General features: G+C 68.9%; 11 protein-coding genes. 4 read left to right on the top strand and 7 right to left on the bottom strand.

The features are described from left to right. Positions 1-44: 44 nt before the first annotated feature. From NTY77_08935 to NTY77_08905, 7 genes are all read right to left on the bottom strand, one after another. On the bottom strand, positions 45-2,942 hold the full coding sequence (locus tag NTY77_08935) for an insulinase family protein (GenBank protein MCX5795603.1): 2,898 nt from the start codon (positions 2,940-2,942) through the stop codon (positions 45-47). A 29-nt stretch (positions 2,943-2,971) separates the two neighbouring features. Continuing rightward, entirely contained in the window at positions 2,972-4,888 is a 1,917-nt protein-coding gene (locus NTY77_08930) for a S9 family peptidase (GenBank protein ID MCX5795602.1), read from the bottom strand. A 161-nt stretch (positions 4,889-5,049) separates the two neighbouring features. Beyond that, entirely contained in the window at positions 5,050-6,051 is a 1,002-nt protein-coding gene (locus NTY77_08925; GenBank protein ID MCX5795601.1) for an NAD-dependent epimerase/dehydratase family protein, read from the bottom strand. Positions 6,052-6,136: 85 nt separating this feature from the next. Continuing rightward, positions 6,137-8,737, bottom strand: coding sequence for a hypothetical protein (locus tag NTY77_08920; protein MCX5795600.1), 2,601 nt, complete (start codon positions 8,735-8,737; stop codon positions 6,137-6,139). Continuing rightward, entirely contained in the window at positions 8,734-9,852 is a 1,119-nt protein-coding gene (locus NTY77_08915; GenBank protein ID MCX5795599.1) for an acyl-protein synthetase, read from the bottom strand. Before NTY77_08915 ends, NTY77_08920 begins: the two co-directional genes overlap by 4 nt. After that, on the bottom strand, positions 9,849-11,324 hold the full coding sequence (locus NTY77_08910; GenBank protein MCX5795598.1) for a hypothetical protein: 1,476 nt from the start codon (positions 11,322-11,324) through the stop codon (positions 9,849-9,851). The genes NTY77_08915 and NTY77_08910 overlap by 4 nt, the downstream gene beginning before the upstream one ends. Beyond that, the gene (locus NTY77_08905) at positions 11,321-12,649 is read right to left on the bottom strand and encodes a hypothetical protein (protein MCX5795597.1); all 1,329 of its coding nucleotides are present in this window, start codon (positions 12,647-12,649) and stop codon (positions 11,321-11,323) included. The genes NTY77_08910 and NTY77_08905 overlap by 4 nt, the downstream gene beginning before the upstream one ends. Before the next feature lie 266 nt (positions 12,650-12,915). Between NTY77_08905 and NTY77_08900 the strand changes: the two genes are divergently transcribed. The 4 genes from NTY77_08900 to NTY77_08885 are packed head-to-tail and all read left to right on the top strand — an operon-like array spanning position 12,916 to position 15,394. Then, a complete protein-coding gene (locus NTY77_08900; protein ID MCX5795596.1) occupies positions 12,916-13,623 on the top strand; it encodes a 4-hydroxy-tetrahydrodipicolinate reductase in 708 nt (235 codons plus the stop codon). Positions 13,624-13,627: 4 nt separating this feature from the next. Further along, positions 13,628-14,035, top strand: coding sequence for a hypothetical protein (locus NTY77_08895; GenBank protein ID MCX5795595.1), 408 nt, complete (start codon positions 13,628-13,630; stop codon positions 14,033-14,035). Continuing rightward, positions 14,028-14,510: a 2-amino-4-hydroxy-6-hydroxymethyldihydropteridine diphosphokinase gene (gene folK, locus NTY77_08890; GenBank protein ID MCX5795594.1), complete on the top strand. Its 483-nt coding sequence runs from the start codon at positions 14,028-14,030 to the stop codon at positions 14,508-14,510. The genes NTY77_08895 and folK overlap by 8 nt, the downstream gene beginning before the upstream one ends. Further along, positions 14,507-15,394: an alpha/beta hydrolase gene (locus NTY77_08885; GenBank protein ID MCX5795593.1), complete on the top strand. Its 888-nt coding sequence runs from the start codon at positions 14,507-14,509 to the stop codon at positions 15,392-15,394. Before folK ends, NTY77_08885 begins: the two co-directional genes overlap by 4 nt. The last annotated feature ends 12 nt before the right edge of the window (positions 15,395-15,406 follow it).

Below are 15,406 nucleotides of genomic sequence, written 5' to 3'. Positions count from 1 at the left end.
GAACCCGGGCGTTCGGCGACGGAAGGGAGCCGGCGCCAGCCGTTTCAGTAAGGGAAGATCTGGTCCAAGGACTTCTCCTCGAAGTCCCCCAGCTTCTTGAGCGCGTCAAGGCCGAGCCGGTCGCGGTGGCCCAGGACATAGACGGTCATAGGCCGGCCCTGGAAGCGCCGTGAGAATCGCGCGAGATCGTCGAGCTTGTATTCGAGGACGCGCGCGAAGCGCTCCGGGCGGGGGTCTCCGGAGAGGCCCAGTTCCTCCCAGCCGATCACGGCGCCCGGCACGGAGCGGAACTGGATGGGGTTGGTGCGGTAGCTCTCCTCTATGCCCTTGGCCGTCTCAGCGAAACGCGGGCCGGAAAGGGGCGGACTCAGGAGCAAGCCGCGCAGGAGCGCCGCGGCCTCCGAGGTCTTGTCAGCCTGGGTCCCCAGATAGCCCCAGACCTGGTTCTCGTCCCCCGTCTTGGACGCTCCCCAATAGCCGCCGCTGGCCTGGTAGGCCAAGGCCCGGGCTTCGCGGACCTCCTGGAAGATGACCGAGCTCATGCCCCCGCCCAGGTAGTTGGCCAGGAACTGGTAGTCCACGGCATGCCGCGGGTCATACACCTCGTCGGCCGCGAATATCCCGATCTGGGACTGGAGCATGTCGCGGTGCGTGAAGAGCACCTTGTCCCGCGCCGGCTTGAGGTAGCGCTGAGGCTTGTAGGCCGGCGGGTCCTTGTAGCCGCGGCGCCCTTGGTCGATGAGGCGCGCGACCTCTCCCGGCGTGCGGCTGCCCACATAGATGACCCGACGCTTGTAGTCCAGGAGGCTGCGCGCCAAGGCCTTCAAGCTGTCCTCCTTGAGCGCGCGCAGCTCCGAGTCGGAGAGCTCCAGGAGCACGCCGGATTCCTTGCCGCGCTCCGCCAGTTCGGACAAGGCATGGTGGATATAGGCGGGGTTCTTCCTGTTGTCCTGGTGCGCGCCGATGGCCACCTCGACCATCTTCTTCAAGGTGTCGGTGTCCGTGCGCGGGGAGTCGAAATGCTCCCGCATGAGCTGCAGCGAGGGCCAGAGGTCCTTCTCCAGGCCGCTGAGAGAGACGCTGGCCTCCTGCTCGCCGCAGCCGGTGCGCAGGCTGACGCCCAGCGCATAGAGCCTCTTCTTGAATTCCTCGGCCGGCAGGGCGCCCGCGCCGGCGTGCTCCAGCAGGTTCAGGGCCGAGCACAAAGACCGCTCGTGGCGGCGGCCCAGGTCGAAGCGCCAGGTCAAAGCGAAGAGGTCGTTGACCGGGTTGGCCGCGGCGTAGAGCCTGCCCTCCGGGATCTCGGTGAGCGTGTAATCCCGGTCCCTGACCACCCAACGCGGCTCCAGCGGGGCGGCGGGCAGGCTGAGGACCTCGTCGAAGAATCGCGACTGCCGTCCGGGCTTTATGTCGAGCTTGGTGAACTCCGGCTTGGCCATGGAGACCAAGGTCGGCTTGCCCTGGCGCCGGTAGGCCACCACGCGGTCCTCTCCCAGGTACTTCTGCGCCACGCGCAGGACATCCGCTTTGGTCACGCGGCGCAGGCGCTCCAGCCAGGCCGCGGTCTTGGGCCAAGGCTCGTAGCGCAGGAACGACCCGACCATGTAGCCGACCCGGCTGTCGTTGTTCTCCAGCTTGTACTTCTCCCCCACCTCGAAGTTGGTGAGGACCGCCTTGATATCCTCATCCGTGAACGCGCCGGCCTTGAGCTTGGCCACCGTGCCCATCAAGAGGGCTTCCGCCTCCTCCAGCTTCTGGTCCTTCTTGGGCACGGCCCACATGGTCCAGACTCCGCCCTCGTTGAGGAAGTCGTTGCCGGAGTTGGCGGATTTGACCTTCTGGGCCTGGACCAGGTCCAGGTCGATGATGCCGGTCCGGGAGTTCGTCATGAGCATGTCCATGACGGTCAAAGCGTCCGCGTCCGGATGCTCGACCGGGACGGTCTGCCAGGAGGCCGCGACCTTCTCCTCCGACTCGTACCTGACCTCCACGCGCTCCACCCCCTTGGGCTTGACGATGGGGCTGGGCTCGGCCTTGGGCAGGTCCTTGGGCTTCCAGACGCCGAAGTATTTCTCGATGAGTTGGAGCATACTCGCCCGGTCGAAGTCGCCGGAAAGGACGATGGCCATGTTGTTGGGGATGTAGTTCTTGTCGTAATAGGCGTACATCTTGGCCAAGGAGGGGTTCTTGAGGTGCTCCACGGAACCCAGCACGGTGCGGCCGTAGGGGTGCTCCTTCCAGACCTGCTTGTCCAGGGCCTCATTGAGGATGCGCTCCGGGTTGTCCAGCGAGCGGTTCTTCTCCTCGTAGACCGTCTCGATCTCGGTCTGGAAGAGCCGGAAGACCGGATGCGCGAAGCGGTCCGATTCGAGCCTGGCCCAGGCCTCGGCCCGGTTGGACGGGAAGTTGCAGACGAAGACGGTGCTCTCGTTGGAGGTGAAGGCGTTGAGCCCGCGGGCGCCCAGGCGGCGGTAGGCCTGCGCCAGCTCGTTGGGGATGGCGTAGGTCGAGACCAGGACATTGTATCGGTCGATCTCCTTGTAGACGGCCTTGCGCTCGGCCGGGTCCGTGGTCTTGAAGAGCTTCTCGTAGAGGGCGGAGATGCGGTCGAGGGAGGGTTTTTCCTTGGCGTAGTCGCCGGTGCCCAGGGCTCCCGAGCCCTTGAACAGCATGTGCTCGAGGTAGTGGGCCATGCCCGTGGAGTCCGCGGGGTCTTGGCGGCTGCCGGCGCGCGTGGCGATCCAGGCCGTGACGCGGGGCTCCTGGTGATAAGGAGAGAGATACACGGTCAGGCCGTTGGGCAGGCGGTGGATGGTCACGGCCATGGGGTCCGCGGGCAACGGGATGTCCAGGGGCTCCGGGACCTTGGGCATCCAAGTCTGGGCTTGGGCCAAGCCGGCGACGACCATGACGGCGGCGATCAAGAGTCCGGTCTTCCTCATGGGATGCTGCCCTCCTGCGGCCTCTGTCTTCACTTTCCGACGACCTTGACCTTCGCGGTCGAGCCCGGGTACGCGTCCCCCTGGACAGGCTCCACGCGGCCGCCCAGGTTGGCGCCCAAGAAGGCCTCGGCGCGGGCGTTGAAGTCGATGCGGTTCTCGGGCCGGGCGAAGCCGTGCCCCTCGTCGGGATAGAGCACGTAGGTGACCCGGCCCCGATTCTTCTCGATGGCGGCCACGATCTGCTCGGACTCGGCCTGCTTGACGCGCGGGTCGTTGGCGCCCTGTCCGATGAGCAGCGGCCGCACGATCTGGTCCGCCTTGAACAGCGGGGAGGCGTTCCTGATGAGCTCGGCCTCCTTGGGGTCGTCGATGTTGCCCATGCGCACGTCGAACATGGCGCGCATGGGCTTCCAGTAAGGCGGGATGGACTGGACCAAGGTCTTGAGGTTCGAGGGGCCCACCATGTCCACGGAACAGGCGAACTTCTCGGGGGTGAAAGTGACGGCGGCCAAAGCGGCGTAACCACCGTAGGAGCCGCCCATGATGGCGACTTTCTTTGGGTCCGCGGTCCCCTGCTGGATGGCCCAATCCACCGCGTCGATGAGGTCGTCGTGCATCTTCAGGCCCCACTGCTTGTTGCCGGCGTTGAGGAACTTCTTGCCGTAGCCGGTGGAGGCGCGGAAGTTGACCTGCAGGCAGGCGTAGCCGCGGTTGGCGAACCACTGGGCGTAGGAGTTGTAGCCCCACATGTCGCGGCCCCAAGGACCGCCGTGCACGAAAAGCACCAAGGGCAGGTGCTTGGGCTCCACGCCCACGGGCAAGGTCAGGTAGGAGTGCAAGTCCAGGCCGTCGCGGGACTTGATGGTCACCGCCTCCATCTTGGCCAAGCGCAGGCCTTCGAGCTTGGGCTGGTGCGCGAACAGGAAAGTCTCCTTCTTCGCGGCGCGGTCCCATGAGTAGAAGCGGACCGGGCCGCTGTCGGCGGTGAAGGCCACGAGCCAGACCGCATCCTGGTCGTCGCGGCTGATGACTGTGAAGTCGCCGTCGCGGATACTCTTGATGGCCGCGAAGTCGGCCTTGACCGAGGGGTCCACCACGGTCCATTCCGTGCGGCCCCGGGCGAAGCCCACGGCTTGCACGATATGGCGGCGGGGGTGGATCATGACCCCGGCGGAGTCCACGTCCGGCATGGCGGCCACCATCTTCTCGACCCCGGTCAAGAGGCTCTTTTCCACCACGCGGGCCGTGTCGCTGCCGACCGAGGAGACCAAGTAGGCGGACTTGCCGTCCGCCGTGAAATCCTGGAAACCCAGGATATCCTCGGGGCCGACCTTGATCCAGGATTTCCAGGAGGATTTGGAGTCCTTGCGGATGCGGATCTCTGTGCCGCCGTCCGGGGTGTTGACCTGCGCGGCGCGGACTTCGAAGTCGGCGTCCGCCGTGAAGGACTCGACGTCGCCGGGATTGGTCGTGTCGAGGGCCAAGGCGCCGGACTTGAGGTCCAGGCGATAGACGTCGAAGAAGTGGCGGTCGCGCAGGTTGAGCTGGACCAGAAGCTCGTCCGGGAACTTGGGGTCGGCCGCCGTGACGTCGGCGCGCACGCCCTGGAACGGGGTGTAGTCGCGCACGTTGCCGGATTCGAGGTCCGCGCCGTAGGCGTGCCAGTTCTCGTCGCCGTCCACGTCCTGGAGGTAGATGAGGACCCTGTTGTTGTGGGCCCAGAAGTAGCTGCGGATGCCGCGCTTCTTGTCGGCGGTCAGGATCCTGTCGTCGTTGCGGCCGATGGTCTTGACCCAGACCTGGAGGACGTTCTTCTGGTCGGGGGCGATCCAGGCGAGCCTCTTGCCGTCCGGGGAGAGCTTGGGACTGGTCTTCTCGGGGTTGCCGAAGAGGACCTCGCGCGGGATGAGCGGGGGGAGGCCGGCGTGGAGCGGAGCGGCGGTCATGGCAATCGTGAAGAGGGCGGCGATGATCTCATATGGGATCCGTCTCCCGGCGCGGAGAGGGTTGTTCATCCGAGGCTCCTCTGGATACAAGATAAACGATCATGGCTTTGGGCTATCTTACAACAACTGGCGCCGCATTTGATTCTGCAGATACGGGCGGCCTATGCCCTGGACCGCGGGCGCTTGGACTTGATCTTCTCGAGCACCGCCGCCTCCCGCTCGCGGGATATGGGCGTCACGCGGTTCGGGGCATCGGATTGCGGCCCCCCGTCCGCGGCTTCCCATTCCAGCGTCGCGCGTATCGTCTCCCCGACCGGACGCAGCGTCAGGCCGGACGCCAGGGCGCGCCGATTGTCCGCGAGCAGCATCCCGCCGTGGACAGGATCGGCCTCGGGGATCCAGAGCGGCATCTCGCTCCACGGCTCGACGCCCGCCGCGGCGAGCTCTTCATCCGCGGCCCAGGTGAGTCGCGCGTCGCCGCCCGCGGCCTGAGCGCAGGCGGCGAGGAGTTCCCCCATGGTCAGCCGCGACTCCGGGCCCACGGCGGTGAAGCGCCCCGCCCGCCGCGCCTCGGCCAGGCGCACGCACCAGCCGGCGAGGTCGCGCGCGTCGATGAACTGGATCGGGCGCTGCGGGCGGCCGGGCGCCAGCACTCGGCCGCCCTGGGCGAGCCGGCGCGGCCAGTAGGTGAAGCGGCCGGTCGGATCGTGAGGGCCGACGATGAGGCCGGGCCGCACCTGAGCCACCCGGCCGGGCAGCGCCGCCTCGAGAGCCTCCTCGCAGCGCGCCTTGAGCGCCCCGTAGCCGGCGCTGCCTGCCGCGAGCGGCGCATCCTCGTCGAACGGCCGGCCGGGAGGGAATCGCCGGTAGGCGGAGATGCTGGAGACGAAGGTGTAATGGGGGATGCCTGCGCCCAGAGCCTCGACCACCGAGCCCACCTGCTCCGGCCTATAGCCCGAGGGATCGAACACGGCGTCGAACGTCCGGCCGCGCAGGGCGGACAGGTCGTGGTCCCGGTCGCCGCGGAGCTTCTCGGCTTGCGGGAACAGGTCCGGGCCATGCCGCCCGCGGTTGAACAGCGTGACCGCGTGGCCGCGCGCCAGGGCGGCCTCCACGAAGTGCCGGCCGACGAAGACCGTGCCGCCCAGGACGAGTATCCTCATCGGCCTCTTAGGTCAAGCCCGTCAAATAAGTTAAGAAAGTTGAGAAAGTTGACCACCGGCACCATCAACGCCATCAACGGCACCACTACCGCTCGTCGATGGGACTCTTGAGCTTGCCCGTGCGCGGGTTGCGCGGCAGGGCCCCGGGCTCGTGCAGGGAGAGGTCCAGAGAATGGAGGGTCCCGTCGGCCAGACGCTCCCCGAGCTTCTCCATGCGCGCCAGCAGGACCCGGCGCAGGCGCTTGGCCAGAGCCGGCTGCGCCGAGGGCGTCTCCACGCGCACGGCCAGAGACTCCCCCCCCTTGCCGCTCAGGGCCGCGATCTGCAGGGCCGAGACCGGCAGGCCCTGGAGCGCGGCCGCGAAGTCGCGGTGGCGCACGTTCATGTTCGCCATCGCCAGCATGTCGTCGCAGCGCCCCAGCAGCTCGAAACGCCGCGCCGGCCGGCCGCAAGGGCAGGCCCCCGTCACGATGCGGCCCGCGTCTCCGATCGCGTAGCGGAGCAAGGGATAGGCGAACTTGAGCAGGCTCGTGATCAGGATGCGCCCCGTCTGCCCCTCGCGCACCGGCCGCCCCGCATCGTCGACCACCTCGATCCAGTTGAACTCGTCTATCGCGTGATGCAGGGGCCCGCGCATGCGCTCGCACTGATAGCCCAGCTGGCCGCCGTCGTTGGCGCCGATGACCGAGGCGATGCGCCGGACCTTGAGCGCGGACCTCAGCCAATCGTGATCGGCCGAGCTCAGGGGCGAGCCCCCGTAGACCAGCTTCTCCAAGGACAGCTTCGGCTCCAGCCTCTTGGCCTCGCGCAGGAACGGCACGATATGCGGCGGGATGCCCTCGACCGCGTTGATATGGAACTTGCGCCAGACCTCCACGAAGGTCTCCGGCCGGGAGTTGCCCGCGAAGCCGAAGCTCGCCAGGCCCAGGAGGTGGTTGACATGGTCCAACGAGACGAAGCTCCCGTAGAGGTCGCCGGCCAGCATGAAATTGCCCAGCCGGTCGCAAGGCTCCAAGCCCAGGCTGCGGAACACCTCCGCTCCGCTGGCGATCATCGCATCCCAATCGCGCCGGTCGTAGACCGAGAACTTCGGGGCTCCCGTCGAGCCGCCGCTGCGGGAGACATACCCCCCCGTCCAAGGCCCCGTGCCCAGCCCCTCGCCCTGGGGCGGCATGTTAGCCTCCATCTCCGCGCGCGTCAGCTCGGGGATCCTGACCAGGTCCGCGACCGTGTCGACGCGCAGCCCCTTGAGCCGGGCGCCGTAGAAGCGGGACCGGCGCGCGACATCGATGAGGCGCCGCAGCCTCGCGTCGATGAGCCCCTGGCGCCGAGCGCGAGAGAGCCGCTCCGCGGCCGTCCAGGCGCGCCGCCCCGGCGGCCGGCGCAGGACCAGGCGCATGAACTGGGGCAGGTCCTGGGCCCCGTCGTGCGGGTCGTCGATCTCGCCTTCGGCCATGCGGCCCAGCTCCACCATGCGCAGGGCGCCGGCGTCCGAGAAGGAGTCGGCCAGCTCGTCCTGCTCCGAGCTCCCCGCGGCCAGGCCCACGGTCTGGATGTAGCCGCGCAGGTCCGCCAGCTGCTCTACGACGTCAGAGACCTTCTCGAAGGGGACCAGGCGCAGGGTCCGGTGCAGGGGCGAAGGGGTCAGCGTCAGGTCGCGGTCCATGAGCACGGTCCAGTCCAGGCGCCGGGCCGACTCGCGCAGGGCGCCCTCGCCGCGGGCCTCGGCGACCTCGGCCACGCCGCGCAGCTTTCGGATCTCCACCGCCGCGTCCGTGTCCACCTCGCCGGGCGGCAGCGCCGCGGCCGCCGCGTCGAGCGCCTTGGGCAGGGCCTCCAGCAGGAGCCGCGCCCCGTCCTCGCCCTGGACGTAGCAGGCCTGGGGAGCCGTGCAGGCGTTCTGGTCCCAGATGCTGGTCTCCTTGGCCAGGCGCCCGGCCAGGTCCTCGGGCGAGCCCTCGCGCAGGCCTTTCCGGGTCACCACGGCCACGCTCAGCTTGGGCCCGAACAGGATGAGGCGCGTGCGTGCGGGCAAGCCGTCGCGCCAGCCGCGCACCGCCGACTCGCCGCCCCAGACCACGATCCCGTCCGCCTCGCGCTTGAACTCCGAGATCACGTCCGTCTGCTTCTGGGAGAACTGCACCACGGCCAGCGAGCCCGAGACGACCCCGTCCTCGTCGCACTCCCGCAAGGACTCGATGAGCAAGGGCAGGAAGACGCCCTCGGAGGAGGACATCTTGAGGATGTTCACGTTGCGGGTCAGCAGGCCCTCGACCAAGGACCCGGCGGCGCCTACGAACACGTTGCCCGCCAGCACGTGCAGGACGGTGCCCAGAGGCTCCCAGCGGGTGGCGCCCAGGCCTTCGTGCCCGGGCAGCTCCAGGTCCATCTTCTTGCGCAGCAGCTCCGCGTCGAAGGTCCAGCAGAGCTCCGCAAGCCCGCGGCGCACCATGGCCGGAGAGAAGCCGGTCACGCCGGGCAGGGCCCGCTCGGCCTCCCGGCGCAGGCGGTAGGACGGGTCTTGCCACCGCTTTTGCGCCCGGCTCAAGAGCCGCAGGACCTTGTCGAGAGGGTAGTCGGCCGCGGCCTGCCGCAGGCCCGCTGCCTTGCGGCAGAGCCGGGCGGCCTGCGCGGCGGTGAGCTCCTCGTCGTGCCAATCGCCGAACCAGTACTGGGTCTTATTCAAGAGGACCTCCGCACGATCTCGCCCGCATGGATGGCGCAGCCCTTGTGCTTGACCAGCCCCCCCCGGCCGAGCAAAGTGAAGGTCGGGGAGTTGTAGCCGCAGGGGCAGCGCCCGGGGTCCAGGGAGCCCAGGTCCGTGGTCAGGATGGCGAGGTTGGGCATCATGGCGTTGAAAGGCGTGATGAGCTCCAGGAGCCCCGGCCGGCCGGGCGGCAGGACCTCCAAGGTCACCGGGTCGCGCGCGTAGACGCGGTTGTAGACCGGGACGTGGAAGCGGTGCTTGCGGCACTCCAGGTAGGGGGCGGCGTGCTCGGCCATGCCGTAGCCGTCGCGGATGTTGTCCGGGTCCAAGCCCAGCATCTTGGAGGCCAGCTCCCGGAAGAACTCCCGGGAGACCTGCTTGTCCTCGGCCGCCTTCCAGCCGCCGCCCGTCACCATCCAGCTGCGCGGGGGCAGGCGCACGGGCTCCTTCATCTCGGAGAGGAACTCGTACATGAAGCTGGGGATGCCGAAGATGCGCACGGGCAGACCCGCGCCCGCGTACTCCCGCAGGGTGCGCGCCGTCTCGGCCTTCTGGAACTCCCAGGCGCCAGCGCGGCTTTTGCGCACCGCGTAGAAGACGCCGGCGGCCGGGGCGAAGCGCTGCTGGTTGGTGTCCGAGAAGGCTATGCCCAGGTCCTTGGCCTCCTTCGGGTCGTAGACGAACATGAGGTAGTTGGTCGGCTCCGAGGAGCGCAGGCCCTCCTCCTCCCACAGCCCGGTGAGCTGGGCCTGGCAGCGGTCCAGGCTGTCCGCGTCGAACCACATCTGGGTCTTCTGCCCGCGCGTGCCCGAGGAAGTCCCCTTGAGCACGCAGCGCTCGTGCGGCAGGGAGGTGAGCAGGAAATGCTTCATCGCGGTCACGCCCAGCATCGGGATGCGCTTGAGGTCGGCTTCCGTCCGTATGGAGCCGGGCCGGAAGCCCCGGCGCCGGTAGAGCGCGGCGAGCTCACGGGAGTTGCGGGCGTGGAAGGCCGCCAGCTCCCGGCAGGCCGCGACCATGCGCCGGCTCTTGGCCGGCGTCCAGACGTGCGGGTCCGGCGCGCGGCAGACGGCTTCGCAATTGGGGAATCTCATAGCAGTCCGTTGGCCTCGTAGTCCTTCCTCACGGCCGCCAGGAGCTTCTTGCCGTGGTCGGTGGCGACCTTGATGTCGTCGAAGGCGACCTTGGTGGGGCCGAGCGCCTGGAACCGGAACCCCAGCCGCGCCGCGCCCTGGTACGGGACGAACCCGGAGGCGAAGAAGCCGCTGCTGGACAGGATGTCGTAGAGCGGCCCCAGTCCCGGCGCGTCGAGCGGGACCTCCACCGCCGCGTACTCGAAGCCGTCGCGCAGCAGCTCTCGCCATTCCTCGACGATGTCCTCGGCGGCCTCCTGGCCCGGCTCGGAGAGGTCGAAGAAAGCCGCCGCCTGCGCGCGCTGCGTGCTGGTCTTGAAGCTCCCGGCGGCGGGCAAGGTCTGGAAGCGCGGCGCCGGAGACCAGGCCAGCCCGAGCGGCTTGAGCAGGAAGCCGAACCGCTCGCCGATGCTCTCCGGCAGGACGACGTTCTCTCCGAAGGGGCTCGGCACGCGCGGGATGACCGAGACCAGCAAGCTGTAGCGCAGCATGCTCTCCGGGTCCTTGCCCAAGCCCAGGCGCTCGAGGCGCGCCTGCGTCTCGCGGGACTGGCAGCCGGCGTAAAGGGCCAGCTCGGTGCCGCCGAACTTTGCCACGTGCCTCTGGCTGAAGGCGTGGTTGGTCACGCAGTCGCAGAGACAGTACTGCATGGGGGTCTTCTGCACCACCTCCATGGCTTTGCTGAAAAGTTGGCCGAAGAGCCCGCGCGATTTGACCATGGGGTCCACCGCGCCCATGGCCGCTTCGTAGACAGCGGGCTCGCGGTGCCGTCTGAGCAGGCCGACATGGCCGACCAGACGGCCGTTGGGCCGCGCCGCCACGATGGGGAGGAGGTCCCCAGCTTCGATCATGGCCTTGATCTTCTCCGGATAGTAGACGAACTCGTTGATGTAGTCGTAGCCGTAGACCAGGTAGAAGAGGCGGCTGAGCGCGTCCTCCTCCCCCGGAGCCAGGCCGCGCACCGCGATGACCTCGTCCTCCGGGATGGCCGGGGCCTGCGGCGCGGGCTTGGCCAGCAGCGACATGGCCGCGGCCACGGCGCCGAGGCGGATCTCCAGCGTCACCACCTGGCCCTGGCGTCCGGTGTTCTCGAAGATGACCGAGTCCGCGTGCTTGGAGGCTTCCTGGAACTTGGCGTAGTAGTCGGCATGGATGCCGGAGCGGCCGCCCTTGAACAGGATGGGCGCGCCGCGGTTGATGACCGAGACCTTGAGCTTGCCCGCGGCCTCCCCGACCTCCACGGCCACCGCCTCGCCGCCGTGCGAGTTGTTGGCGATGACCATGTCGAGCACGGCCGAGACCGCGATCTTGAGCTCGGCCTGCTCCGATTCGCCGCGGGAGAAGCGCGCGGCGAAGGCCAGCACGAAGCCCACGGTAGGCTCCAGGAAGGACTGCTGCGGCGGGATCTCGAGCTTCGCCAGGGAGCCGGTCATCGGTCGTCGATCACCCGGATAAGCTTGCCCGTGCGCGGGTTGCGGGGCAGGCTCCCCTCGGCCAGGAGCTCCGCCCGGATGGGCCAGACGGTCTTGAGCCCGATGCCCTTGGCGAAGGCGGTCCGGCGGGCCAGGATCTCGCGCACCAGAGCGGCGGCGAGGGCCGGCCGGGCGCGGGCCGGGGCCCGGGTCTCGACGCGCACCACCAGACGGTCGCGGCCCGCCTCGCGCTCCTTCTGCATCTGCACCGTGCCCGAGAGGCCCTTCACGCGGCTCACGCAGTCCTGGATGTAGGCGTAGTCCACCGAATAGAACGGCCCGATGCGCAGGACGTCGTCGCCCCGGCCCAGGAGCTCGAAGAGCGGGGTGGTCCGGCCGCAGGGGCAGCGGCCCTCCAGCCAGCGCGCGCGGTCGCCGACCCGGTAGCGCACCACCGGCGTCAGCCGCCTGGGCAGGGCCGTGGCATAGAGCATGCCGGTCCGGCCGGCGGCGCAGGGGCGGTCCGCCTCCTCGTCCCAGACCTCCATGAAGCACTGGTCGTCGTGCGCATGGAAGACGCCGGTCGGGCAGGCCGCGCATTGGTAGCCGATGTACCAGGTGTCCACGGTGCCGTAGGTCGGGGACGCCACGGCGCGCACGCCGTAGCGCTGCCGCAGCTCGGCCTTCTCGGCGTCGTAGAGATGCTCGCCGCCGTAGAAGAATTTCTCGATGCGCACGCCGTCGAGGCCCAGCTTCTCCATCCCGCGCAGGCAGTTGAGGATGACGCTCCCCGGGCCGACCAGGCAGTTGATGCCGAAGAAGCGCGCGCAGGTCCGGACGTACTCCGGCGGGGTGTGGTTCGAGAAAGGGAAGTTGGTGCAGCCGAAGCCTTCGAGGAAGCGGTGGATATGGAGAAAGGTCATGTAGAGGCCGCCCACCGCGAAAAGATTGGCGACCCGGTCGCTCTTGCGCAGGCCCACCGCGTAGAAGCCCCGAGCGTTGGGCAGATACAGGGCCTCCATCTCCTCATGGCTGAACAAGGTGGTCTTGGGGACTCCCGTCGTGCCGCCGCTCTGGAACACGGTCCGGCCGGCGCGGCGGTCGGCCACCAGGCGCTCGCTCTTGGGCGGCAGCAGCGGGGCCAGGTCGCCGGACCTCAGGACCGGGACCGCGGCCAAGGGATGCTCCGCCCCGGGCCGGAATCCGGAGAGCCGGTCCCGATAGAAGGGGACCCGCCGACGCGCGTAGCCGATGTACTCGCCGAGCCGCTGCCGGATCACGCGGCGGCGGGTCGCCTCGGACGCCGACTCCCAGGCATCGAAGAAGGGCTCTCCACGGGCGGACATGAGCCCCATTCTACCAAATCGTCGCAAAGTGGTGCCGGTGGTCGACTTTGTTAATTTTCTTAACTTTCCGGGATAAATCTTCACGCCGTTGAAGTACTCCGGCTCGCGCCGCCAGGCGCGGGCCGGAGTCCCGGCCCGCGAAGCGGGACGGCAGAACCCAGCACGCGGGCCGATGTGGTTCTTCCGCCCAGACACTTCGTGTCTGGGCGGTGGCGCCCGGCATACAGCCGCCGGGCGCTCATTGAATGGTATAATGGGCGGCGTTGATGAAAAAGCCCCTGCGCCTCGTCGTGACCGGTGCTGCCGGCCGCATGGGCCGGCGCGTGGCCGCCCTGGCCGCCGAGGACGGACGCTTCCAGGTGACCGCCTTGGTGGACCGCAGGAAGGGCGCGGGCCTCAGCCAGCCGGAAAGCCTCCCCAAGGCCCTCGCCCAGGCCGACGTGCTCGTGGATTTCTCCGCCCCCGAAGCGGCGGTGCGCTTCGCCGGCCTGGCCGCGACCGCGCGCAAGCCCGCGATCATCGGCGCGACCGGCTTCAACCAGGTCCAGCTCGCCCAACTCCGGGCCGCCAGCCGCCGCATCCCGGTATTCCTTTCCCCGAATTTCAGCCCCGGCATCCATGCCCTGGGAGCCCTGCTGCGCTCCGCCGCGTCCTTGCTCAAGGACTACGAGGTGTCCATCAGCGAGACCCACCACAGCCGCAAGAAGGACGCCCCCTCCGGCACGGCCTTGCGCCTGGCCCGCATCGTGATGGAAGTCCGCCGCGGCGCCGCGCCGGCCATCGCGTCTCAGAGGGTAGGCGACGTGGTAGGAGACCACACCGTGACCTTGGCCGGCCCCTGCGAGCGCCTGGAGCTGACCCACCGCGCCCAATCGCGGGACGTGTTCGCGCAGGGAGCCCTGCGCGCCGCGCTCTGGGTGTCCGGCAAGAGACCCGGGCTCTACGACATGCCGGACCTGTTCTCGGCCAGGTGATCCGATGGCAGAGCTCAAGCGGCTGGCCCTCGGACTCTGGGAAGGGCTGCTCGCGTTCTTGCGCGACGAGGACGATCCGGAGGAGCCTGGCTTCGACCCGGTCCAACTCGGCGGGGTCTGCATCGTGTGCCTGGTCGTCATCGGAGCCCTCTATTGGCTGCTGTGGACCTTGCTGGTCTACGAAGGGGGGCTGTGGCCCAAGCTGCGCGCCGGTTTGGCCGTGCTCTTCACCTCCCGGACCCTAAAGGACTTCGGCTACGAACGCGCGCCTTACGCCATGGGCGTTTTCGAGGGCTGGGTCGGAAACCTGGCCGCGCTGGGCTTCTGCCTCCTCGCGCTCTGGGGCCTGCTCCACTTGTATCGGACTGCGAAGGAAGGGGTCCGCCGGGCCGCGCCCAAGACCGATGCCTGATTGCCTGCTCCTGCTGGGCGCCAACCTGGGCCGACGGCGGGAGTATCTGCGCCGCGCCCTGCTGCGCCTGGGCGGACTGCGCGGCGGCAAGGTCTTGGCGCGCTCCCGCCTCTACGACACGGCCCCCCTGGGCCCCAGCCGCCGGCGCTTCCTGAACCTGGCCGTGCGCTACCGCACGGCGCTGTCTCCCATGGGCCTTCTGGTCGAGCTCAAGAGGCTTGAAGCCCTGGCCGGCAGACGGCCGGGCCCGCGCTGGTCGGCGCGGCCGCTCGACATAGACATCCTGGACTACGCCGGCCGCCGCCTCAAGTGCCGCTGGCTGTCGGTGCCCCATCCCGGCGCGGCCCGGCGCGCCTTCGCGCTGGCCCCGGTCTGCGACATCGCGCCGGACTGGCGGCCGGCGGGCCGGGCCACGGCCGCGCGGCTGCTGCGCCGCCTGCGCCCCTCGGCCGTTGAGGTCCGGGTCTTGCCATGATGCTCTGGGTGCTCGGCGGCGCCGCGCTGTGCCTGGCCGCCGTGGCTTTGGGTTTCGGCTGGTGGGGCGCCGGGCTCATCCTCCATCCCCCGAAGATGAGCCCCCTGGCGGTCTTCCCTGAGCATTTCGGGCTCGCTTACGAGAAAGTCTCCTTCTCGACCTCGGACGGCCTGACCCTCAAGGGCTGGTTCCTGCCCTCGCCCACCGGCGACGAGCGCACCGTGCTCATGTGCCACGGCTGGGGCGACAACAAGGGAGAGCTCCTCGCCGGCACCCGTTTCCTCAACTCCGTCGGCGGCTTCAACCTGCTCTACTTCGACAACCGTTCCCACGGCGAGAGCGGCGGGGATATCACCACCATCGGCTGCCTGGAGGTGCTGGATTTCCAGGCAGCCATGGCTTACCTGCGCCGGCAGCGGCCCCAATGCCTCAAGCGCCTGGGCGTCTTCGGCCTTTCCATGGGCGCGGCCGTGGCCGCCATGGCCGCGCATGAGCAGCCGGAGGTCAAGGCCGTGGTGTTGGAGAGCCCGTTCACCGACTACCGGCAGGTGGTCAGGCGCTGGGCCTGGAACAACCTGCGCATCCCCTATTTCCCATTGATGATGATCGTGCTCTGGTTCCTGCGGCTGCGCGTGGGCCGGGAAGACGTGGACAGCTACAGCCCCATACGCTTCATCTCCCGCGTGGCGCCCCGGCCGGTCCTGTTCATCAGCGGGGCCGAGGACCGGCTCATGCCGCCCGACGACGTGGGCGCGCTCTACGCCGCGGCCCGGGAGCCCAAGGAGCTCTGGATGATACCGGGGGCCTCTCACGGCAAGTGCCGCGAGCTGGCGGGGCCGGAGTACGACCGGCGGCTCACGGAGTTCTTCAGCAAGACGCTGTAGGTTCACCCCTGC

Source organism: Elusimicrobiota bacterium (assembly GCA_026388095.1).
Classification (GTDB): Bacteria; Elusimicrobiota; Elusimicrobia; order UBA1565; family UBA9628; genus UBA9628.
The sequence above is the reverse complement of the archived record's forward strand: the minus strand, read 5'-3'. Positions and strand labels throughout refer to the sequence as shown.